The organism is Novipirellula rosea (assembly GCF_039541335.1).
GTDB lineage: Bacteria > Planctomycetota > Planctomycetia > Pirellulales > Pirellulaceae > Novipirellula > Novipirellula rosea.
In genome coordinates this window covers 466525-487562 of the sequence record NZ_BAABGA010000035.1, presented here as the reverse complement: position 1 = coordinate 487562, position 21038 = coordinate 466525, and the positions used below count along the sequence as shown (strand labels likewise).

The window sequence follows — 21038 nt, the reverse complement described above, 5'->3', positions numbered from 1 at the left end:
AGCGTTGGTGAAAGCCGCTAAGCCCGTATTAACTCGGGAATCGGCTTGCCGTGGTCGACGATCGGGGTCGGACGGCCGTTAAAATCTTTGATAAACACTTTCGAAGCGTCGATGCCCAGATGATGGTAGAGGGTCGCCAAGAAGTCGCCGGGGCCACAATGGCGCTCGATCACGTCTTCGCCACGTTTGTCGGTCGCTCCGATGCACTGGCCCGTCCGTATTCCGCCGCCAGCCCAGATGTTCGAGAACGCTCGCGGCCAATGATCGCGGCCGGGCTGCTTGGTGCCTGCAGCGGCGCTGGCGTTTCCGGCTCCGGTGCTGGGTTGGTAATTGATTTTTGGAGTACGCCCGAATTCACCGGTGACCACAACCATTACACGTTCATCCAAGCCCCGCTCATAAATATCTTCGATCAATGCGGTGACGGCTTGGTCGTAGGCGGCAGCTCGAAAACGCATCGCGTCAAACACGTGGTGGTTGACGGCATGATCGTCCCAGTTCTGCACGCGGCCACACAGCGGGCCACGCAGACTGCTGGTCAGCACCTCGACACCTGCTTCGGCCAAACGGCGGGCGAGCAGCAATTGTTGCCCCCAAGTATTGCGTCCGTAACGATCGCGTGTTGCATCGTCTTCTTCGCTAAGGTCAAAGGCACGTTTGGTTTGCGGATTCGTCAACAGCGTCATTGCTTGGGTTTCGAATTCATCGAGGGCGCCAAGTTCACCATATTGGTCAAACGCACGCGTCATCGTATCGAGTTTCTGACGCAAGTCGATTCGCCGGCTCAAGCGATCCACTTCGCGTGAATCGGACAGTCCGATGTTGGGGACGACGAAGTTGGGAGCATTCGGGTCGCCCGTGACCGAGAACGGTGAATAGGTTTCGCCAATGTACGCCGGGCCGATGTACTCGGACGACATGTTGACGCCGACATAACGCGGCAAGGGATTGGTTCGCGTTGTTTCCTGTTGTGCTCGCAAGTAGTTCGCCACGGTCATCCAATCAGGAAGCCGCGGTTTGGGTTTGTCACGCGTGTCGGAGTCGCCCGACAGCAGTTGCATTGAACCAGCCGGATGTCCACCGGCGGTTTGATGCATGCTTCGCAGCACCGTGAACTTGTCTGCAATGGCAGCTTGTTTCGGCAACAGTTCGGTAAAGCGGACGCCAGGGATTTTTGTTCCGATCGTGCCAAAGGGGCCGCGATACTCGGTTCCCGCATTCGGCTTGGGATCATAGGTGTCGATGTGAGAGCAACCACCTGGTTTCCAAACCATGATGACCGCCGTCTTTTTCTTAGCCGTGGTCGGACTGGCAGCTTGCAGTCGCATCACGCTGGGCAGACTGAGGCTGGCAAATCCGGCGATGCCCATCCGCATAAAACTGCGGCGAGACGAGCCGCGGTTTCGGTTACCCGTGGTCAATACGTTACCGAGCGGCCCTGGACAATGAGCCGGATGAATCAATTCAGCATCGCGATTGGGTTGTACAGAAGGTCTCATTTTTTCTCTGCGGGTAGGACGCGAATCGCGATCGGTTTGGACACCACAATATCGGCGATGTCGGTCGTGGAGGGCTTCTTTGCGGCTTCACTCGATGGCTTTGCAGCGCCGATCGGATCAGCGGCCAGTGCTTCTCGTGAATACTTTGCGACCGCACTTCCGTAGAACGCGATCCAGTAGTCGCCTGGTGCCGTCTTTAGTTTTGCCAAGTCGAGGGTCACTTCGGATTGATCGTCATTGAGCGGCAAGTCGAATTTGGGATGAGCTTCAAAGGCGAACCCCATCGTTTGCATCGCGACTGTCGCCCCGGAAAATTCGCTGCGTCGGCGATGCGCCAGCGGAATCGTCACCGATTCACCAGCCACCACTTCGATCGGAGCATCGGCAGCGGGCTGAATCGTCAGCGGAGCAACTTCGGCACTGCCGACCGAAACGGCCACATCCCCTACCAGTCGCGGACTGGGGATTTCGGACCATGCATCCTTTACCGGCCACGCCATCGACGCCAACCGGCAAGGACGACTGACGGTTTCACCCTCGATCTCTGCTTGGCCAACGAACGTTGCATTTGCCCAGCCCGACGGTGCACCTTCATCCGCAGTGACCAACATGATGCCACGCGATTTGCCGGCAGGGATTTTTAAGCCTTGTGCGAACACGCCATCGGGAAGCGATTGCATCGACAATTCAATGTCACCGTCAAAACCATCGCGACGAAACGCGACGACTTCCAGAGCCATTGTCGCTCCGGGCCGCAGCGATATCGGTTTGGACAACGCGTTGCGGTCGCCATTGCGCAGTCCCATGTGCAGTGCCCAAGCGACCAGAGCAAAATCAGGCTCCGCTTTGCGGATCACCATCCGGTAGCGGTTTCGAACATCACTGCGGGTGCCGCCAAAGGCATCCAGCAATTGCACCCGATAGCGGCCGTCTTCGGGGATCTCGATCTTGCCAAGAATGTCGGACGTCCCGGCGTTGTACGGAGGGCCATCGTAGGCGTAGTTATTGCCGGATACTTTTACCGGACTTGGAATATCGGCTAGCTCGATGACGTCGACGAGCGATTCGGTCTTCGAGCTGTCGGACTCGTTTTCAACAACCCGCTGGACCAGCATCGTTGGATCGGTGGGCAGTCCGAGTCGTTCCGAAGCGACTTCGACCCACCACGACTCTCCTTTTTTCGCAGTAAACTCGAACACATCGACATCGGCAGCCGGAAAGAACGTGCCCGCGATGTCGCATGGCAGCGTGATCGGTTGCACCGATGACGTCTCGGCTGCACGCTTTCCGTTGTTCGGTTCGACTTCGGTCGATTTTGCTGTTTGGGCAAGACCGGTTGGTGGCCACGAAAACGCGTTGACGGCTTCGGTTCCCGCCATCCGCACTGGTTGCTCGTCCGCCGGAAGCTCGCGAATCGCCAAACGATAGAAGTACTCAGCACCTCCTTTGAACGTCAACTCGTGAACTTTCACGATGTATTGGCCGTCTGCGGGAGCCGTGAAGTCGAGCAGGTCGCCACGACGCTCGACCAATAAATCACGACCAGCGGCGTCCGCGATGATTACGACTGCGTTCAGCTTGCTGTCGATTCCGCGGGCGGCACAATCGACGATGACGCGTTGATCCTGTTTGGCTTCGAATTGATAATGATTGACACCACGCACTGGCATCGTCGCGTTGACAATCGAGTTGATCGCGATTGGCAATGCGTTCTCGGGCGACGTTGACGGTTCGGTTTGGACCACTTCAGCGACGGTATCGACTGAAAAGACGCGTGACGATGACAATCCCAGCGGCGTCATCACACGCGCTTCGTGAATACCAGCGGGGCAATCCGCCGCGATTGTGACAACGTAACGTTTGGGCACGACTTTTCCCGTATCGTCAAGTTTCGCGGTTGCGGTGATTCCGGGGTGCGAGAAGACAAGTTCGCTGGCGTCGTCGATCGCCTCGCCGCTGAGCGTGACTTCGATCTCGCTGCCGGCTTGTCCGCCCATCGGCATCGTCGTCAACAAACGAGGCGACGGCAAACAAACTGACTGGGCGAACGCGTCTGAAGCGTTTGTGGCAACGCAAAGCGACATCACAAAGCCAATGGTCAGCCTGAGCGTACGCGAAGGATATCGTTTCGTCGGTTGGTCGTAGGTCATGGCAATGGTGGGTGGCACGTTATTGTTTTTCGTGGCGGTGTGGCGTGGAGGGCGTCCGGACTCTTTCGATGGTTCTTTTTTGCCGCGACCGGACGGCTTGCGATGTACCGCTAAAAACGTGGTGCGTCCGGGTTAATGGTTGAATAAAAACTCTTTGGTGTTGATCAGTGCCCACAGCAAATCTTGCAAATTCTCGCGGGTGGCATCGACGTCGCTGATCGGTTTGTTGTCGGCGTTGAAACGTGGTTCCGCCAGGTACGCGACCGCAGTGGATTTTTCTTCCTCGTCAGGCGGCCGTGAGTAAGCCGCCAAGTACAACTCGTGGACTCGGTCTTCGTGGTTGACCTCTTTCGCGGCCGCCAATCGCTCGGCGCGGCCACCTTTGAAGGCAAGTTTGGCCTTGATGTCGGCGGCGTTGATGAAATGTAAACTTTGCGCCAGGCTGGCAGATTGAACTCGCTCGCATTCGCACACACTGGTGCTCTCAGGACGCCCAAACACTCTCAGAAACGGTGACGATTTGTTGTAGCTGTTGTCCGGCAGGGCGACCGCTTTTGTGCCCACGGGCAGATTGGCAAAGTCGGTGCGTGCGCCGGTCAAAAAGTCGATCGAATCAAGCATCACTTCGGCTTGCAGTCGCTTGGGATAGAACCGCGAGTAGTTTTGTCGGTCGGCGAGGTTGTACTCGTTGGGAACCGAACTCAATTGATAGGCATGTGAACGCGTAATCACGCGAACCAATTCTTTCAGGTCATACCCGCTATCAACAAAGTGTTTCTCGATCGCGGCCAATAGCTCGGGATTGGTCGGCGGGTTGGTATCGCGAATGTCGTCTTCGGGTTCGATTAGCCCGCGACTAAAAAAATGTTTCCAATAGCGATTAACCAATGCTTTGGCAAAAAACGGGTTCTCTTCCGAGCTCATCCAATCGGCCAGTCGCAGCCGCGGATCCTCGCCCGCAGGGATTTCACCGACGTCATCTCCTAAAGCGGCAGGCGGCAGCGTTTCACCGGTCTTGGGGTTCTTTTCGCCCGCGACACCCCGCTTATGAAAGATTTGGTCTTCGCCACGAACGCCCGTCGGTTTGCGTCCGACTTTGCTAAAGAAGGCAACCAACGAGTAATAATCGTCTTGGCTCCAACGTTCAAACGGGTGATGGTGGCACTGGGCACACTGCATTCGCACGCCGAGAAACAACTGAGCAACGTCTTCGATTTGTTCCTTCGGTTCCTTCACACGCTTGTACCACGCGACCGGTGGATTTCCCATCACGGTTCCGGTGGCTGCCAACAATTCACGCACGATTTGGTCGTAAGGCCGGTTCGCTAACAAACTGTCTCGCAACCATGCATGAAAGGCAAAGTTCGACGTGATGTCACTTTTGTCATCCCGCCGATTCTTCAGTAGTGACGTCCACTTGTTCGCAAAGTAGTCGGCATAGTCGGGACTCTTCAGCAGTTCATCGATCACTTGATCGCGGCGGTCTTCGTCGCGGTTTTCAAGGAAAGCACGAGATTCGGCCTCGGTCGGCAAGCGGCCGGCGATGTCCAAGGTGACTCGCCGCAGGAACGTTGCGTCGTCACACAACGGCGACGGTGGAATCCCCAGCGTCTGCAAGTTGCCAAAGACATAGTCATCAACAAAGTTCTTCGAATCCGGCACCTCGTCGACGGCGGCACCTAGTGGAATTGCGGCGGTATAGACCGCGACTTTGCCTTGGTAACGAACCATCACTGCGGCATTGCCAGGTAGATGCTGTGCATGCACGACTCCCGATTCCGACGACTCGATCATCGCGACGTCGTTGGTCTCGTAGAGTGCCAGATCGGTCACGTCGCGTGACGTGCCGTCGCTGTAATGTGCGATCGCCGTCAATTGTTGTGTCCCCCCCTGGTTCAACAATCCTCGTTCGGGCTGGACCTCGATCGAGGCGAGTTCCGGGGCGCCCTCGGCACCGTATAGAGCTCCCGCGGCAATCCAGTCGCGGATTTGGCGATAGCCAGCGGATTGTTTGTCTAACCGAACGCCGCCGCCGTGGGGAACTTGACCGGTCGCTTTCAGCAGTAGCAGACTTTGTTCCGGTGCAGCCAACGAGAGTCGTCGTCCACGAGCTTCGCGTACCACGTGTTCATAATCCTCGGCGGGTTCGAAACCGAGCAGCGAAAGTTCAAAACCGTTCTGTCCACCGCCGGCCTTGGCGTGGCAGACGCCGGTGTTGCAGCCTGCTTTGGTCAAGACGGGAGCGACGTCGTTGGCGAAGCTAATCGCATGTATGCGGGCGTCCGAGAGCGGGGTGTCGGCAAAGGAGATATCACCGAAGCACAACGATAGAGCTATCGCAGCGACACATGGCAAACACCATGGCACCTTCGAAAACTCGCGACAGGCTACGTCGGATCGCATAAGCGAGTGTCACAATGATGGGAGGGAGTCCCGAGGTCGGGGGCGGGAAGTCCATAGGACTTAATGACCACGATAGTGCTTTCTGGTCACAATGTCAAATTATGTAATTGTGATTCCCCCCATGCTTCGTCTTGCGGCAGCGAAACTTGCTGAGAGTTTCGTCTGGTTCTAGGAATCAGCCATGCGTCACGCGTCATGTCCGCAATCGGCTGAACGCCCATTTTGAGGCTTCGGCAATGCAATCGCCGGGTTACCGCCAATCCGTTTCCGCGATTCCCGCTTGTTTTTTAGTCTATACACTCATGTCGACCCAAGTTTTAGTAAACTGGTCGGTCCCACCTCGCTTTCTTCCCACCTTTCAATCTTTCGAGCAAACCACCATGCCGGGTCCTCTCTCATGCTCACCCGTTCGTGCAGGCAATCTTTCGACGCCCTGGGGTCGCTGCAGTAAAGCCAGCGTCATGGGCACTAAACATTTGGATTTTATCGCGGTGCGGCAGCTGCCGTCCGGTCTGAAACAAACGCTTCACCGCCGACAACCAGACGGCTCGCACCGTGCCGCGAACGGAGTAAATGTGAATGGCAACGAGGGTTTCAACGCAGGAATCTGCAAGCCAGTCGCCGCAGTTGTTATGGCGTTGTTATGGTTGCTTGCGGCGGTTCCGGCTCGTGCTGAATCGGTTTTGAAGATTGCAGAGTTAGAGCGAACGACAGCGGTCGACTTTGCCACCGAGATCGCTCCGATTCTGAAACGCAATTGTGTGGCATGCCATCACAAGTCTGATGCCGAGGGCGGTTTGGTTCTCGAATCACATGCGTCGTTGATGAAGGGGGGCGACAGCGGGCCAGCCGTAGTCGCCAAAGACGCGAAGTCGAGTCTGTTGCTGATGCGGGCCACCGGGGAAGAGGACCCGCTGATGCCGCCGGAAGACAATGATGTCGGGGCGTCCCCGCTGACTCCTGAGGAATTGGGGCTCTGGCAACTATGGATCCAGCAAGGGGCGAACGGCTCCGACACCTCCAAAACCGAATCGATTACATGGCAAGCGATTCCAGAATCGATTCGCACGGTCTATGCGTCGGACGTTTCACCGGACGGACAACACTTTGCCTTCGCACGCGGCAACCGTTTGTTTGTTGCTGACCTCGACAACCCCACCGCAACCGTCTCACTCGCAGATCCCGCACTCGGGGATGCGGGGGTTGCGGATGTCGATTTGATTCAATCGATTGCCTTTTCACCCGATGGGCGGCGACTTGCTACCGGTGGATTTCGGAGCCTGCGATTGTGGAAGCGAACTCACCTGCCGCTTGAATCGAAAACCGCGGCTTGGATGAAGCCAGCTCAAGCGATGGCGGTCAGCCCGGACGGTTCCACGATCGCACTGATCAACGCGATCGGGGATATCGAGATTTGGGATGTTGCCGCGAATGAGCGACGAGTCTCGAAATCGGGGCAAACCGATTTCGTCGTCGGTTTGGCGTGGGCGGGATCCAAGGGCCATTTGGTCGTTGCCGATGAAGCGGGACGCGTCACATTCATTAACGCCGCCGACGGAAGCGAACTCGCCAAAATCGAGCTCGAGTCTTCGTTGACGCAGTTAACCACAGACAGCGAGGGCATCCACGTCGCCGTGCGAACCATCGCGGGCACTGTCAAATTGTTGCAGACGGTTGCGGCCACTGAAAACGCTCCGGCAACGATCAAGGTGGTGCGTGATTCCGTCGCCGATATTTCGGACGCCACCGCCGTGGCACTGATTGCCAAGCCCTCACTCGCGATTGCGATCGCCAGCGAGTCGCGAGGCGTCGTTGTGGTCGACGCCGCCAAGAATGAAATCATTCGCACGTTAGAGGTGGGATCGGTCGTTGACGCCGTGGGCGTTTCGGCGGATCAAACGCGTCTGGTGACTGGCAGCCGTGACGGAAGCGTCGGGGTGTGGAGCTTGGCTGATGGAAAGCGGCTCGCCACCGGCAAGGCGTCGGTCGAAGATGCATTGGCATTGACTAAGGCAACCCGCGATGCAAATCGTCAAAAAGCCTTCGTAACCAAATTGACGGGGAAAACAAAAGAGCTGCAAGAGTTACTCAAGAAAGAAGACGAGGCGCTCGCGGCGATTACGAAAACGCGGGATGCAGCCAAAGTGGCGAATGACGCCAACGAAGCAAAACGAGTCGCCGCTGCCAACGCGGTGACCGCGACCGAGGCCGCGATTGAAAAGAGTAAGTCCGACATGGCTGCGGCAGAGAAAGCCGCCGCTGAGGCAAAAACGCGACTCGAAAACGCCACAAAACAGCTGGCGATAGACCAAGCGGCCGTTAACAAACCCGCGGCGGACACAACCGAGAAACAGACCGAGGAAACAGAGAAAGCGAACGTCGAAGCCGAGGCTGCGACAAAGGCAGAAGCGGAAAAACGAGTCGCCGAAACACAAGCGGCGATCGAAAAGGCAAAAGCCGACATTGCCGCCGCAGAGAAAGCGATCGCTGCGGCAAAAGCGACGCAGGAAAAGAGCACGAAGGAACTCGAAGCCCAACGCGCCGCTTTGACGAAAGCCGAAGGCGAAAAAGCAAAGACAGAGGCGGAATTGGTCAAACAACAGCGATCCACCGATGCGGCCACTGCGGCTCAGAAACGGGCCACCGATGCGATCCCCGCACACCAACGTGTGGTGGATGCCGAAACACGCCGGCTCGCTCGACTCGATGCGAAACTGGCGACGGTTCAAGCAAGCTTGGTGCGGCCTGAACACGCGGTAATGGGGATCACGCTCAGTCCCGATGCGAATGAGATTGCCACGATCCATCGTGATGGCAGCTTGAACCTGTTTCGCACCAGCGATGGCCAGCCGCTGACCGAGTTTCCTAGCACGTCAGCCAACGACGAGGCCGGTGTGAGCCGAACCGCACAAGTCGACGTGGCGTTTCTCGGAGACAAACTGGTACACCTCAGTGCCGCGGGGATCGTCCAGTGCTGGCCGCGGCAAGCCCGTTGGACACTGCAGCGGACGATCGGTGAGATCAACGATCCAGGACAAATTGCGGACCGCGTCACTGCGATTGACTTTCGGCCCGATGCGATGACGGTCGCAATCGGTTCGGGTGAGCCAAGTCGAACGGGAACCGTCAAAATCTTTGATGTTCAAACGGGAGATTTGGTTCGTGATTTGGGCGATCTTCATTCCGACACGGTGCTGGGACTGGACTTTTCACCCGATGGTCGAACTTTGGCATCAGCGTCGGCCGATCGAACGATCGCTTTGACCGATGTCGCTACGGGCACCACCGCCCGGCAACTCGAAGGCCACACCCACCATGTTTTGTCAGCCGCGTGGCAAGACAGTGGCGAGGTATTGGCGTCGGCTGGTGCCGATCAAACGATTAAATTGTGGAACACCGAAACCGGCGAAACGACGCGGACGGTCAGTGGCTTCGCGAAAGAGATAACGGCGGTTCGATTTGTCGAGACCACCGATCAATTGGTGGCCGCATGTGGCAGCGGTGAAGTGCGACTGATTAACTCGGCCAACGGAGGCAAGATTCGAAGTTTTGACACCGCCAAGGATTTCGTGTTTACGATCGCTGTGACTCCCGACGGCAAAAAGTTAATCGGCGGCGGTCAGAGCGGCGTGGTGCGGATCTGGAACATCGCCGATGGGAAATTGGTCGCTGAACTGAAATGACGGAATCGGTTTCGCCGGTGCCCAAAAGGACTAAAGCATTGGCGATGTTATGATTTTTACTCTCGCTGGATTCTGCCACCTCTCCACCAACGAAGGAGACAGCTGATTCAGTAGTATTGATTGCAGGCCGGAGGCCGGTACACCCTCTGCCGGTAGCGTAAGCTGCCGGTCAGGAGTGGCGGAAAAACATGGCCCCGAGGGCGACACATCTGCTGCCAGTGTGTCGGCCTCCGGCCTTACGGCGACAAGTCGCCCCTAAACCGTCGGCTCACGCCAACGGCAGTCTATCTGTCGGCCTCCGGGCTGTGCGATTGCTACGGCTTCAGCAGTCACCTTCGTCAGTGGCAGTCGCGGACGCAAGTCTGGGGTCGACTTTCAGATTCTCCGATTTTTTCTAGTAAGTATCGGGTGCCGCCGTACCATTTACCCATAGCAGCCATGATGGATTACGTACGCCACCGAAATATCAGCGGCCAGATGGGATGACGACCGAGGAATTTGACAACGATCGCTACGAGCAGTTTCTGCAGCATTTCCTGCGGGATCAGACTCGGATATTCGCCTATGTGCGGTCGCTGTTGCCACAGTACGCCGACGCTCAGGATGTCTTCCAACGATGCAGTTTGACATTGTGGCGCCAGTTTGACGAATTCGATAACGAGCGTCTCTTCCTGCCGTGGGCCTGTGGTGTCGCGTTTAACGAAGTGCGGAACTTCCGGCGCGTAGCGGGCCGTGATCGATTGCAGTTCGCAGATGATTTGGCCGAACAGTTGGCCGATCGCCGGATCGCGACGCTGGGGCAACGTGACCTCCGGTCGTCCGCGATGCGGAAATGTGTCGAACATCTCAAACCAACCGATCGCGAACTGATCCAACAGGTCTACGAACAGAAGCTTCCGGTCGCGGAGATCGCTGATACAGCGGGCAAGGCCGTGCAGACGATGTATAACCGTTTGTCCGCGGTTCGCCAATCGCTGCTGCAATGCATCGAAAAACGGATCGCATCCGAGGAGGCGTTAGGTTAAGCATGCCGGAAAATAACAAAGTCCATCGAGCGTTAATCCCCTTGTTGGCCAAACTGGTCGATGACTCGATCACGGAATCCGAACACCTCGCATTGCAGGATCTGCTGCGAGACAACGCCGACGCTCAACAAACCTACTTTAACTATCTGGATCTTGATACCGATTTGCGTCAGCTGACTCCGGTCACCGCAACGCCGCTCCCGCAGCACCGCTCGACGACAAAGACATCGCGAATCGGGATCGCCATCGCGTTGGCTGCATGCCTGTTGATGATTCTGTCGATTGCGTGGTGGAGTGGTCGCGACCCGGTCCAGTCCGCTGCGGCGTCGTTGCCGCAGGAGGTCGTGTTGGTTCAGTCCGCTGGCGGTGTTTTCTTTCGCGATGTGATGCCGCCCATTGGCGAATCGCTGAAAAGCAATCATGAATACGCGTTGACCTCGGGGATGATCGAACTGAAATTCCCCAGCGGTGCAGAAGTCATCCTGGATGCTCCCACCGTGATCGAAATTGCCAGTCTTGAACGGCTGATCGTGCGTCAAGGCTCGTGCAGCGTTCACGCGCCGCCCGGGGCCGAGGGCTTCCAAGTCATCACGCCCAAGACCGAAGTCACCGATTTGGGAACCCGTTTCTCTGTCGATGTCGATGAAGCGGGGGACACCGAAGTGCAAGTCATCGAGGGTGCCGCCGAAGTTCTCCGGCGTGATCCGCTGGCTACCGAAAAAATCTTGCTGACCGAACGCCAAGCAAGTCATTTTAACGGGGGCGACGCGTCGAGTGTCGACTTCCAACCCGCCAAGTATCGTCGTCAACTTCCCGACCGTGTGGTTGAATTCACAATGGGAATGAGCAAGGGGAAATTGAACGGACAACTGCACAGTGTGTCGGTTCAGCGTGACGCTGTGACTCGTCAATACGATGTTGCGGAGCTGATCGGGGTGGAGGTGACCTATTTTCATGGCGGCACCAACACACAGCACATGTCGGTTCCGGTCGGCGACGCGAATGAAACCGGAGAGGGCCGGCGGGCCGTGATCGAGTCGGATACGTTGCTGCACACAGGATTTCTAAATCTTGGCGGCAGTGTGCAGCCGCTGACCCGTGATCCGGTGTTCGATGATAGTGTCGAGGACGCCGCGACGCTGGGGATGGCAATTCGTTTCCGCCAGCCCATTGTGAATGCCCCTGGACCCGACGTCGTATTCTTTGAATTGCAGTCGGTGCTAAACCCAGCCGATGGAGACGGATTCCACGTCAGCCCGTTGCATTTTTCCACAGGTCTGCGTTCAAAAACAGTGACGCGTTACGACATTACGCTCAACTCGCACGAGGCGTTGTCGATTCCCGACTTTGATTTACTGCAATTCAATTCACCGGTGCGGTCGGTAACCGATCTCATCAACGGATCGTTCTCACGCATGAATCCGTCGATCCCCTTCTGGGCCATCGCCGTGGGGATCGACTTGAGTGATCTCGGGTACGCCCCGGGAACCGCCGTCGAGGGACTCTTTTTCCAAGACGCCATGGATGACGATCAAATTGTGGACCCCGTGTTTATCGCTGGCTTGCCCGCTGAATTCGATACCGCCAAAGGACAGAATCCCTAAACATGATGTACACCTTGAAATCCTTGTTCGCCGTACTGCTGCTATTGAGCTTTCTGACGGTGACGCATGCAGACGAACCTAAATTGGTTGCCGATTGGGATTTTGCAGCCGAGACCACGCGTTCGTTTCAGTCCCATGGATCGGTCCTGCGCGATCAAGCAGGCCCGAGGCCTCCGGTCTATCCCGATTTCCAGAGCAACAACACGGCGATCCGTCTGGGGGAATCGGGCGGCTATTTGTCGATCGACGACTCCAACGAACATAGTGATTTTGATTTCACCAACGGGGACGCGATCACACTCGAAGCGTGGGTGAAAATTGAACTCCCCGCGAACAACTCGCCCATCTATATCGTTAGCAAGGGACGAACCGGCAGTCCCCATTTCGCCAAAGACAACCAGAACTGGGCCATGCGTGTGCAAAAGGTTGGCAATGCGATGCGAGTCGGCTTTCTGTTCGCAACCAAGCCGTCGAGTGGCGTTGCTCATTGGCACCGCTGGACCTCGACCGAATCTTTTGTTGCTCAAAACACTTGGCATCATGTCGCGGTGTCGTATCGATTTGGTGATCCCGAATCGATGCGAGGCTGGATCGATGGAAAACCGACCGGCGGCGATTGGGGGATGGGCGGCAAAACGACCGAGCCTCCGGTCGTGGATGATGATCAAGTTTGGATTGGATCCGCCAATTCGGGAAACCGCTACATCGGTTTGCTCGATAATGTCGCTGTGTATCGTGGGTTGGCTAGCGATCAAATGATGGCGTCGCGTTTTCGCCGCGTGGGCGAAGAGTCGAAACCCAAGCTTGTTGCCGAAGTGATGCCCGAGCTGGGCGAAATCCCCCCCGGCCGCGTCTTGGTCACCCTCGGTGAAGGCTTGCCAGCGGAAAACCGCTGGATTATGGACAACGAAACATGGCCATCCGACGCGTTGCGTTGGTTCAGTGACGCCTTGCTGATTCAGCAGTTGCCGATCCGATACGACGCCTGGGGCATTCGGGATGCTTGGAGAGAACCGGTGCTGTTACGTATGGCTGCGGATGTCGAAATCCCTTCAGGAAACCATCGGCTGCTGATGCGAGCCCGTGGGATGGGGCGATTGTGGATCGACGGCAACGTCGTTGCTCGGACGAATCCGGTCACGCGTCGCTCACCGGATGGCGAACAACCAATCACCCCCGTTGCTGAACCGCCGCTGCCTGGCGTGCGTCCGCATGGTTACCATCAACAGGAAGTGTTTGCCGAGTTGTCGATCCCTGCAGTCGCCGGTCAAGACAATCGCACACACCGAGTGGTACTGGAACTGATTGTCGGAGGCAAAAACCAACGCACGGAAACGGGCGAAGTGTGTGTCGCGATCCAGCGTCGCGGTAGCAAGTCGTTTGATCTGCTGACGCCCAAGGACGCTGATGCCGTGTCGTTGACCGATGCCGACGTCGAACCACTTTTGGACCAGATGGCCGCTCAAATGATCGCGTTCGATGACGCATCGCGGCGCACGGCTGCGGCATCGCAGGACGCGTACTGGAAGATGCGGCATCAAACCGCCTCGGAGTGGGCTGCGGATCATCCGGCGCCCCCCGTCCCCTCGGTTGACGACGATGCCGCGGACCATCCCGTCGACGCTTTTATCACGCAAAAGATCCGTTCGGCAATCGAAGCATCCGCGAAAAGTGACAGCAAAGTTACGGAACATTTTCACGGCAAAGTGCTTCCCATTCTTCGCGAACAGTGCTTTCGATGCCACGGAGAAAAGGATAAGGGCGGGTTGAAACTGAACTCGCGTGAGGCGTTGCTCTTGCCAGGCGAATCCGAATTGCCTGCGGTCGTCCCGGGCGATCCCGAGGCGAGTGAGTTGATCTCGCAGATTCGCAGCGGCGCCATGCCGCCGACCGACACAGGGTTGAGCGACCCGCAGATTTCAACGTTAGAGCAGTGGATTCGCGATGGGGCAGCGTGGCCGGCACCACCGGTTGATGCCGAGCGTCTTACACCGCCAGCGGTTGTTAACGACGAATCGTTCCTTCGCCGTGTGTATTTGGACACGGTGGGAGTGCCTCCGACGCTGGCGGAAGCACAGAAGTTTCTTCGCGACACGCATCGCGACAAACGCGAACGATTGATCGACGAACTGTTGCACGATGAACGAATGGCCGATCACTGGATCAGCCTATGGCAGGATTTGTTAGCCGAGAACCCCACACTGCTGAATCAATCGATGGGCAGTACGGGGCCGTTCCGTTGGTTCCTGTATGACTCGCTGCGTGACAACAAACCGATCGATCGCATGATCACCGAGCTCGTAATGATGCGAGGCAGCCCCGACACTGGCGGTAGCGCCGGATTTCGATTGTCGGGCGAAAGCGACGCACCCTATGCCGAAAAGGCGAACATCTTGGCTGGGGCGTTCTTGGGTGTCGAATTGCAATGCGCACGATGCCACGATTCACCCTATCACTCGACGTCGCAACGTGATTTGTATTCGCTCGCCGCGATGCTAGAACGAAAGACCGTTCAGGTGCCCAAGACCAGCCGTGTTCCCGACGCGTTTTTTGAAAAGAAGGGAAGGGAATCGCTGATCCGAGTCACGCTGAAGCCGAATGAATCGATCCGCCCTGAGTGGCCGCTGGGCAATTTGATCGGGATCGAGGACGACGATCAAATCAATTCCCTGATGATGGACCCAAGCGATTCACGCGAACGGTTGGCGGTGCTGATGACCTCGCCGCAAAATCGCCGCTTCGGGCAAGTGATGGTCAATCGCATTTGGAAACAATTGATGGGCGCTGGGCTCGTTGAACCTGTCAGCGATTGGGAGGGGCAGACGCCAAGTCACCCTGAGCTGCTCGATTGGATGGTTCATCAGTGGATCACCCACGGTTATGACATCCGAGTCGTGATGCGTCAGATCATGACGTCAAAAACTTACCAACGCCAAGCCCTCGGCCAGAACCTGGCTGCGGATGCCGAACAGCGTTTCTTTGCCTCGCCGGATCGGCGGCGGTTGACGGCCGAACAGATCGTGGATTCACTGCATGTCGCGTGTGGCAGTGAGATGAATGTCGGGGAATTGACGTTTGTCCATGACGGACAGCGTCCGATCGGAAAACGACAATCGATGGGCGTCCCGAAGCGGGCCTGGATGTTTGCCAGTTTGAATAACGAGCGAGATCGGCCGAGTTTGTCTTTACCGAGTGCTCGTGCCGTCACGGATGTGTTGCAAGCGTTTGGATGGAACGGATCTCGGGCAAAACCGATCAGTGTCCGCGATACCGACCCCAACGTGTTACAACCTGGGATTTTGTCCAACGGGACGCTGGCAATGTCGCTCAGCCGCGCTTCGGTCGACAGCGAGCTGAGCCAACTGGCGATCGAGGCCCCGTCGCCTGATTCGCTCGTCCACACCTTATTTATGCGGTTCCTGTGCCGACCACCAACCCCACAAGAACGGCAGACGCTCGCCAGTGAACTAAGCGTTGGCTTCGAAAATCGTCTCGTTCCCAAAGAACAAGTGCAGTACCCGGATCCGTTGCCGCCGCTGCCGCAAGTCACTTGGTTCAACCATTTGCGTGGCGAAACCAACACGATCCAACAAGAGCTAGAGCGACGAGTAAGTTTGGGACCGCCCTCAGACCCGCGAATCAATCCTGATTGGCGCTGCGTGTACGAAGATCTCGTATGGAGTCTGATCAACCACCGTGAATTTGTTTGGGTGCCATGATGCTGGGTGAGGATCTTTGCGCCAGATCCACGACGGCTAACCCGATTTTCAATTGCCTAGTGCGTCAGCGAGGGAAACTCGAACATGACTCGGTCCCTCGCTGACACTTCCGGTTATGATTTTTATATGCCAGACGCTTTTCGTAACGAAACGTTTCCCCTTTCGCCAATTTCACCCCGCCTGAAACAAACCTCAAAACTTTGACACTCCTATGAATTCCGATCCCTCTTCGCTGTGTTTTAGTCGTCGTCAAAGTCTTGCTGCGATCGGTGCAGCGGCGGGCGGACTCTTGCTGCCTTCCGCGGCGGCCGCATCATCGGCGAGTCCGCTGATCCAAGGCAAAGCGGAACATGTCATCTCGATTTGGCTCGGTGGTGGGATGGGGCAAATCGATACGTTTGATCCGAAGCGACGAGGGGATCCGGCTGCCAAGAAAGCGGGATCGTACTACGCCGCTGTGGACACTGCGGTACCCGGCGTGCAAGTCTGTGAACATCTACAACAGCTTGCTCCGCTGATGGACCACGTGACCGCCGTGCGTACGGTCAACCATGAAGTGATTGACGAACATGCCGCGGCCACCAATCGCATGCACACCGGGCGAGCGGTAACGGGGACCGTCCTGTATCCGTCACTCGGTTCGATTGTGGCCAACCAACGAGGCGCCGCGTCCGACGGAGCACCTCCGTACGTGTTGATTGGCTACCCGAATGTCACGCGGGGGCCAGGTTTCTTGGGGGCCAATAGCGGTTATTTGTATTTGACCGACACCAGCCAAGGCCCCGCCGGATTGTCGCGGCCGCCTGAGATTACCGATCAACGCCAATCGCGACGCGAGCGGTTCTTGGCAAACATCGGCGACGACGCCGCCGCAATCACCGATCGCCGCGTGCGTGATTACCAGGACGCAATCAAGCAAAGTCTGAAACTGAGTGGCCCCGATTTCAATCGTGCGTTTCAATTGACACAGGAACCGGATGCTCTGCGGAACCGATACGGTGGCGAGTTTGGACAGCGATGTCTATTGAGTCGCCGTTTGATCGAGCGCGGCGTCCGTTTTATCGAAGTCTCGCACAACTTGAATTTCCTCAACGGCGCAGGTTGGGATGTTCACAACGAAGGGATCTTGAATCAGCACGAATTGATTCGAGAGATGGATACCGCCGTTTCGGCTTTGATGATTGACTTGCAAGAGAAGCGATTGCTCGACAAGACGTTGATCGTGATCACGACGGAGTTCGGACGTCCACCCGAGTTCGACAGTGCCGGAGGCCGCGGACATCAAGGCCGAGCTTTCTCGTGTGTGCTTGCCGGCGGTGGGCTGAGCCATTGTGGGGCTTACGGCGAAACCGACGAACTGAGCAAAACGATCGTTGCGGATCCGGTCAGTGTCCCGGATTTCTTTGCTACCATCTGTGCCGCAGTCGGCATCGACTATGGCAAGTATCTGTACGATGGCGACCGCCCCGTCCCTGTCACTGACAACGGCAATCCGATCGCAAAACTGTTTGCTTGAGTGCAGGGCAAGACAAGCCGCTTCGCACCCGTCGACTCATTTCTTCTGTACTCGGCTATCCGAACAAGAGCGTGAAGTGCGTCCTTATTTGGCGATGCATGTTGCCGAAAAACGTATGCTGCGTGGTTTAGTGCTGCTAGAACCCGAATTCTTCTCTGAAATTTCGCGTGAACCACTTCGACATTTCATCCTGAAATCGGCTGTCGGGGTTGCTCTTTTCTTTCGCAATTCACGCACTCTTTCGCGGAATTGCTGCTTTTTGCGGTGGGCTCCGGGACGAAATCGCCTTGATGCGCGAACCCGCATTTTTCTGTAATTAGAAAAATTTGTCTCATACCCGAAGCTGATTGTGCGATACTAACAGTACAGAGGATGGTTGTTGCGCATCATCCTCATCCAAGGGGTGTTTCGACGCCACAGAGGCATCGGTACAACATTTGTGAAGAAACAAATAATTACGGCATGTTTGGGAGTTTTTTTGGGCGGTCAAACATTGCTAGCGACTCATTGCCTCTTCTCATCTTTTACTTTTCTTTGTTTTCGATAAATGAGACAGTCCGATGCCATCCACCAGCACGATGATTCCGCACATCAACGAAACTTCGTTCCAGGCCGAAGTGGGCCAGCTAGTGAAGGATATCGTAGGCGCGATCCGCTCTCGCAATCCGCTGAACACGTTGATTGATTCCTGGCACGATCCGATTTACATCAAATCCGCCGACGGTCAGATGTTGGTTGCGAACAAGGCCTATGAGCACACGTTCGCGGGAGACGTCAGTTCGGTGGGCCGGTTCAGTTCGGACTACTTGAATGAAACGATCAAGCCGGTTTCGGCCAGTTCGGACGCGTTGATCATGCAAGGCTGCACGAGTGTTGACTTTGAACACCTCGGGCGTGATCAACACGGACGCATGCTGTTGCTGCGAACGATCAAACGGTCGCTGCTTGGTAGCGGTCACACGCGAGCAGCGATTTTAGGGGTGACGCGAATCGTCGAAGTGCAGACAGAAAACCCAGGGGCGCTGCGTTTACTGGATCTCGCACGCGTCTGGGAACAATTTGTGCGATTGGATGACCGCGAAAAGAAAGTAGCCGTGCTGGTGGCCAAAGGCGAATCGGTAAAAGACATGGCAAAAATTCTTGATGTCTCTGACAAAACGATCGAGAATCGACGCAACTCGGGGATGCGAAAACTGGGGGTCGAGAATCAAGCAGGGCTGATCCGATTGATGGTCCGCTTTCAAGACAATGGCTTCCACGACTTCGGTCTGTGATGTCGATAGACACGCGGGACTTCGGCACCGCCCCTCCTGTCTCGTTTTTTCGCCCTGACAAAGCCCTAGATTTCTTCGGATTCGTCCAGGCGCTCGGGAACGTCCGCTTGGCCTTGCTCCACCTCGGGGCTTTCGAAATCAGCGGCAAATGATTGCAGCATTCGTTGCAATGCGATGCTTTGATCCATGCCGGTGGTTTCTTCGAGCGATTTCGCGATCTGGCGAGCCAAATCGGCCAAGATCACTCCCCATGCTTGACGTTCGTCGGTATCGGTTCCCTTGTGCCAATGCCCCACGTTCACTTCGCAGTGCAAGGCCCCTTCGGCAATCCAGCCACGAAACATCTCGATCGCCTTGGGATCGTGTTCCGCTGCCTGCGGTATCGGCAACGGTTTGTGTTTCTCGTGCATCGGGATCGCTCGAACAAGTAGAAAAAACAAAGGCATGATTCTCTGCATGCCTTTCGAGTGTTGTCAGGCAACCCCCAAACACACGATACTGGATTGCGACACGATGCCCAACGGGGCACGCGATCGATCGAGAGCAGAAAAAATGCGGGAAGGGAATCTGAGATTCTTTTGCACTCGTCTGATTCTCGGATTCCATCAGCGTTATCATGGTCACGTGCTCGATCGAGACAGGAAAACTACAACCGCCACCCCGGAACAAGGACTGGAAATGAGACCGTTGCTCCATTCGGCCGCGAAAATCACCGCAATCGTGTTTACGCTCGCGTTTGTCTTTTTCAGTTCGAGCCGTGCGGAGGATGCACCACCGGTCGACACGTTTCGACAGCAACTGAATGATCTGCGAGAGCGAATGGATCAGGACCTCGCCGACGCGGCTGAGTACTTGGAATCACAGATTGCCAAGGATCCCAATTCCGAGGATCTGAACATCCTTCGTCACACCGTCGCGACCCGTTTTATCGAACAGCGAAAGTACAAAGAAGCGACCGCGCAGTTCGAAAAGCTGCTCGAATTTCAGTGCAAGCACAGCGAGAAACCGGCCAATCAATTCGGGATCTTGATGACGGTGCAAAGTATTCAAGATCTGACGCGAGAATCCGGGGATGACGCGGCGCTGGAAACCGCGATCGATCGGGGGATCGAAGCGTTGAGTTCCGCGGACCTACAAGCCCAGCAAACTCCGCTGTTGCCGCTTTCCCAATTGGTGGTCTTGAAGGCACATTTCCTAGTCGCGGATGATCATCAGGACGATGCTAGTGCGCTCGTGCAATCGGTGCTGGACAAACTCGTTGCGGCAAACGCGGCGGAGGATGCCGACGAAGAGACGATGCTCGCGCTAATTCGCATGTTGCGGAGTTTGACGACAGCGGATCGAGAGAACGATGCGTGGCGTGAAAAGTTCATCACGCTGTTAGACACGACGGTCACTTCGGCAATGGACGCCTACCCGGCTTCCGCCGCGATCCAGAGCGAATACGCCGAAACGCAGTACCTTCTGATCACTCAGTGGCGTCAAGATGATCCCGATGCCATGACCGAGCGGATCAAAGAGGTTGGCGACAAGTTGGGTTCGATCGCGGTACGAAACGCGTCGGTCCGCGCGATACTTCGTCGCTTGGATCTGCATCAAGAGCGGATCGCTGCGGTGAAACCGGTGGACAGTCTGATTGGCAAACCAGCGCCACAGTGGGATGTCGACGCCTGGGTCGATACGTCGCAGACGACTCAAGCATCGCTGAAAGGCAAAGTGGTGTTATTGGATTTTTGGGCGATGTGGTGCGGTCCGTGTATCGCCACCTTCCCGCATCTCCGCGAGTGGCGGAAAGAATTCGCGGACCAGGGATTCGAGATTGTCGGGGTGACGCAGTACTACAATTTCGACTGGGACGCCGAAAAGTCACAGGCATCACGGTCCAAGGACGAGGTCCCACCGCCGACCGAACGATTTGCGATCGCGAAATTCTTGGAGCATCACAATTTACAGCATCCCGTGCTGGTGACCCCCAAAGAGAGCGAGATGTCGAGCGAGTATGGAGTGCGTGGCATTCCGCATGTCGTGCTGATTGACCGCGAAGGCGTCGTGCAATTAGTCGAAACGGGGGCCGGGGAAGCGACGGCCAAGGAAATCCACGCCAAGATCAAGGAATTGATCGAAACAGGTAAAAAGAGCGAGTAGCCCGCGTTTTATCGGCCGAA

11 protein-coding genes are annotated in these 21038 nt (G+C 56.5%); 7 read left to right on the top strand and 4 right to left on the bottom strand.

Features of this window, described 5'->3' with window-relative positions; translation table 11 throughout:
- Positions 1 to 17 precede the first annotated feature (17 nt).
- From ABD971_RS14550 to ABD971_RS14540, 3 genes are all read right to left on the bottom strand, one after another.
- Complete coding sequence (locus ABD971_RS14550; protein ID WP_345323174.1) at positions 18 to 1499, bottom strand: DUF1501 domain-containing protein; 1482 nt, start codon at positions 1497 to 1499, stop codon at positions 18 to 20.
- Positions 1496 to 3667 carry a serine protease gene (locus ABD971_RS14545; protein WP_345323172.1) on the bottom strand — a complete coding sequence of 724 codons (2172 nt, stop codon included), beginning with the start codon at positions 3665 to 3667 and terminating at the stop codon, positions 1496 to 1498. The genes ABD971_RS14550 and ABD971_RS14545 overlap by 4 nt, the downstream gene beginning before the upstream one ends.
- 114 nt (positions 3668 to 3781) lie before the next feature.
- On the bottom strand, positions 3782 to 6052 hold the full coding sequence (locus ABD971_RS14540) for a DUF1549 and DUF1553 domain-containing protein (protein ID WP_345323170.1): 2271 nt from the start codon (positions 6050 to 6052) through the stop codon (positions 3782 to 3784).
- A 461-nt stretch (positions 6053 to 6513) separates the two neighbouring features.
- On the opposite strand from ABD971_RS14540, the gene ABD971_RS14535 reads away from it, so the two are divergent.
- From ABD971_RS14535 to ABD971_RS14510, 6 genes are all read left to right on the top strand, one after another.
- Positions 6514 to 9735 (top strand): c-type cytochrome domain-containing protein, encoded by a 3222-nt coding sequence (locus tag ABD971_RS14535; protein WP_345323168.1) that lies wholly within the window; start codon positions 6514 to 6516, stop codon positions 9733 to 9735.
- Between the two features lie 482 nt (positions 9736 to 10217).
- Positions 10218 to 10760: a sigma-70 family RNA polymerase sigma factor gene (locus ABD971_RS14530; RefSeq protein ID WP_345323166.1), complete on the top strand. Its 543-nt coding sequence runs from the start codon at positions 10218 to 10220 to the stop codon at positions 10758 to 10760.
- 2 nt (positions 10761 to 10762) lie between these two features.
- Positions 10763 to 12364, top strand: coding sequence for a FecR family protein (locus ABD971_RS14525; RefSeq protein WP_345323164.1), 1602 nt, complete (start codon positions 10763 to 10765; stop codon positions 12362 to 12364).
- Between the two features lie 5 nt (positions 12365 to 12369).
- On the top strand, positions 12370 to 16083 hold the full coding sequence (locus tag ABD971_RS14520; protein ID WP_345323162.1) for a DUF1553 domain-containing protein: 3714 nt from the start codon (positions 12370 to 12372) through the stop codon (positions 16081 to 16083).
- Positions 16084 to 16294: 211 nt separating this feature from the next.
- Complete coding sequence (locus ABD971_RS14515; protein WP_345323160.1) at positions 16295 to 17599, top strand: DUF1501 domain-containing protein; 1305 nt, start codon at positions 16295 to 16297, stop codon at positions 17597 to 17599.
- Positions 17600 to 18159: 560 nt separating this feature from the next.
- On the top strand, positions 18160 to 18873 hold the full coding sequence (locus tag ABD971_RS14510; protein WP_339945174.1) for a helix-turn-helix transcriptional regulator: 714 nt from the start codon (positions 18160 to 18162) through the stop codon (positions 18871 to 18873).
- Between the two features lie 65 nt (positions 18874 to 18938).
- On the opposite strand, the gene ABD971_RS14505 is transcribed toward ABD971_RS14510, so the two are convergent.
- Complete coding sequence (locus ABD971_RS14505; RefSeq protein ID WP_345323156.1) at positions 18939 to 19319, bottom strand: DUF5076 domain-containing protein; 381 nt, start codon at positions 19317 to 19319, stop codon at positions 18939 to 18941.
- A gap of 232 nt (positions 19320 to 19551) precedes the next feature.
- Between ABD971_RS14505 and ABD971_RS14500 the strand changes: the two genes are divergently transcribed.
- Positions 19552 to 21018 (top strand): TlpA family protein disulfide reductase, encoded by a 1467-nt coding sequence (locus tag ABD971_RS14500; RefSeq protein WP_345323155.1) that lies wholly within the window; start codon positions 19552 to 19554, stop codon positions 21016 to 21018.
- The last annotated feature ends 20 nt before the right edge of the window (positions 21019 to 21038 follow it).

What these genes read in the sequence shown, in the direction of transcription:
- ABD971_RS14500 (WP_345323155.1), top strand. Translation starts at nt 19,552, where the DNA reads ATGAGACCGTTGCTCCATTCGGCCGCGAAAATCACCGCAATCGTGTTT.
- ABD971_RS14535 (WP_345323168.1), top strand. Translation starts at nt 6,514, where the DNA reads ATGGGCACTAAACATTTGGATTTTATCGCGGTGCGGCAGCTGCCGTCC.
- ABD971_RS14505 (WP_345323156.1), bottom strand. Translation starts at nt 19,319, where the DNA reads ATGCCTTTGTTTTTTCTACTTGTTCGAGCGATCCCGATGCACGAGAAA.
- ABD971_RS14550 (WP_345323174.1), bottom strand. Translation starts at nt 1,499, where the DNA reads ATGAGACCTTCTGTACAACCCAATCGCGATGCTGAATTGATTCATCCG.
- ABD971_RS14515 (WP_345323160.1), top strand. Translation starts at nt 16,295, where the DNA reads ATGAATTCCGATCCCTCTTCGCTGTGTTTTAGTCGTCGTCAAAGTCTT.
- ABD971_RS14530 (WP_345323166.1), top strand. Translation starts at nt 10,218, where the DNA reads ATGACGACCGAGGAATTTGACAACGATCGCTACGAGCAGTTTCTGCAG.
- ABD971_RS14520 (WP_345323162.1), top strand. Translation starts at nt 12,370, where the DNA reads ATGTACACCTTGAAATCCTTGTTCGCCGTACTGCTGCTATTGAGCTTT.
- ABD971_RS14510 (WP_339945174.1), top strand. Translation starts at nt 18,160, where the DNA reads ATGCCATCCACCAGCACGATGATTCCGCACATCAACGAAACTTCGTTC.
- ABD971_RS14525 (WP_345323164.1), top strand. Translation starts at nt 10,763, where the DNA reads ATGCCGGAAAATAACAAAGTCCATCGAGCGTTAATCCCCTTGTTGGCC.
- ABD971_RS14540 (WP_345323170.1), bottom strand. Translation starts at nt 6,052, where the DNA reads ATGCGATCCGACGTAGCCTGTCGCGAGTTTTCGAAGGTGCCATGGTGT.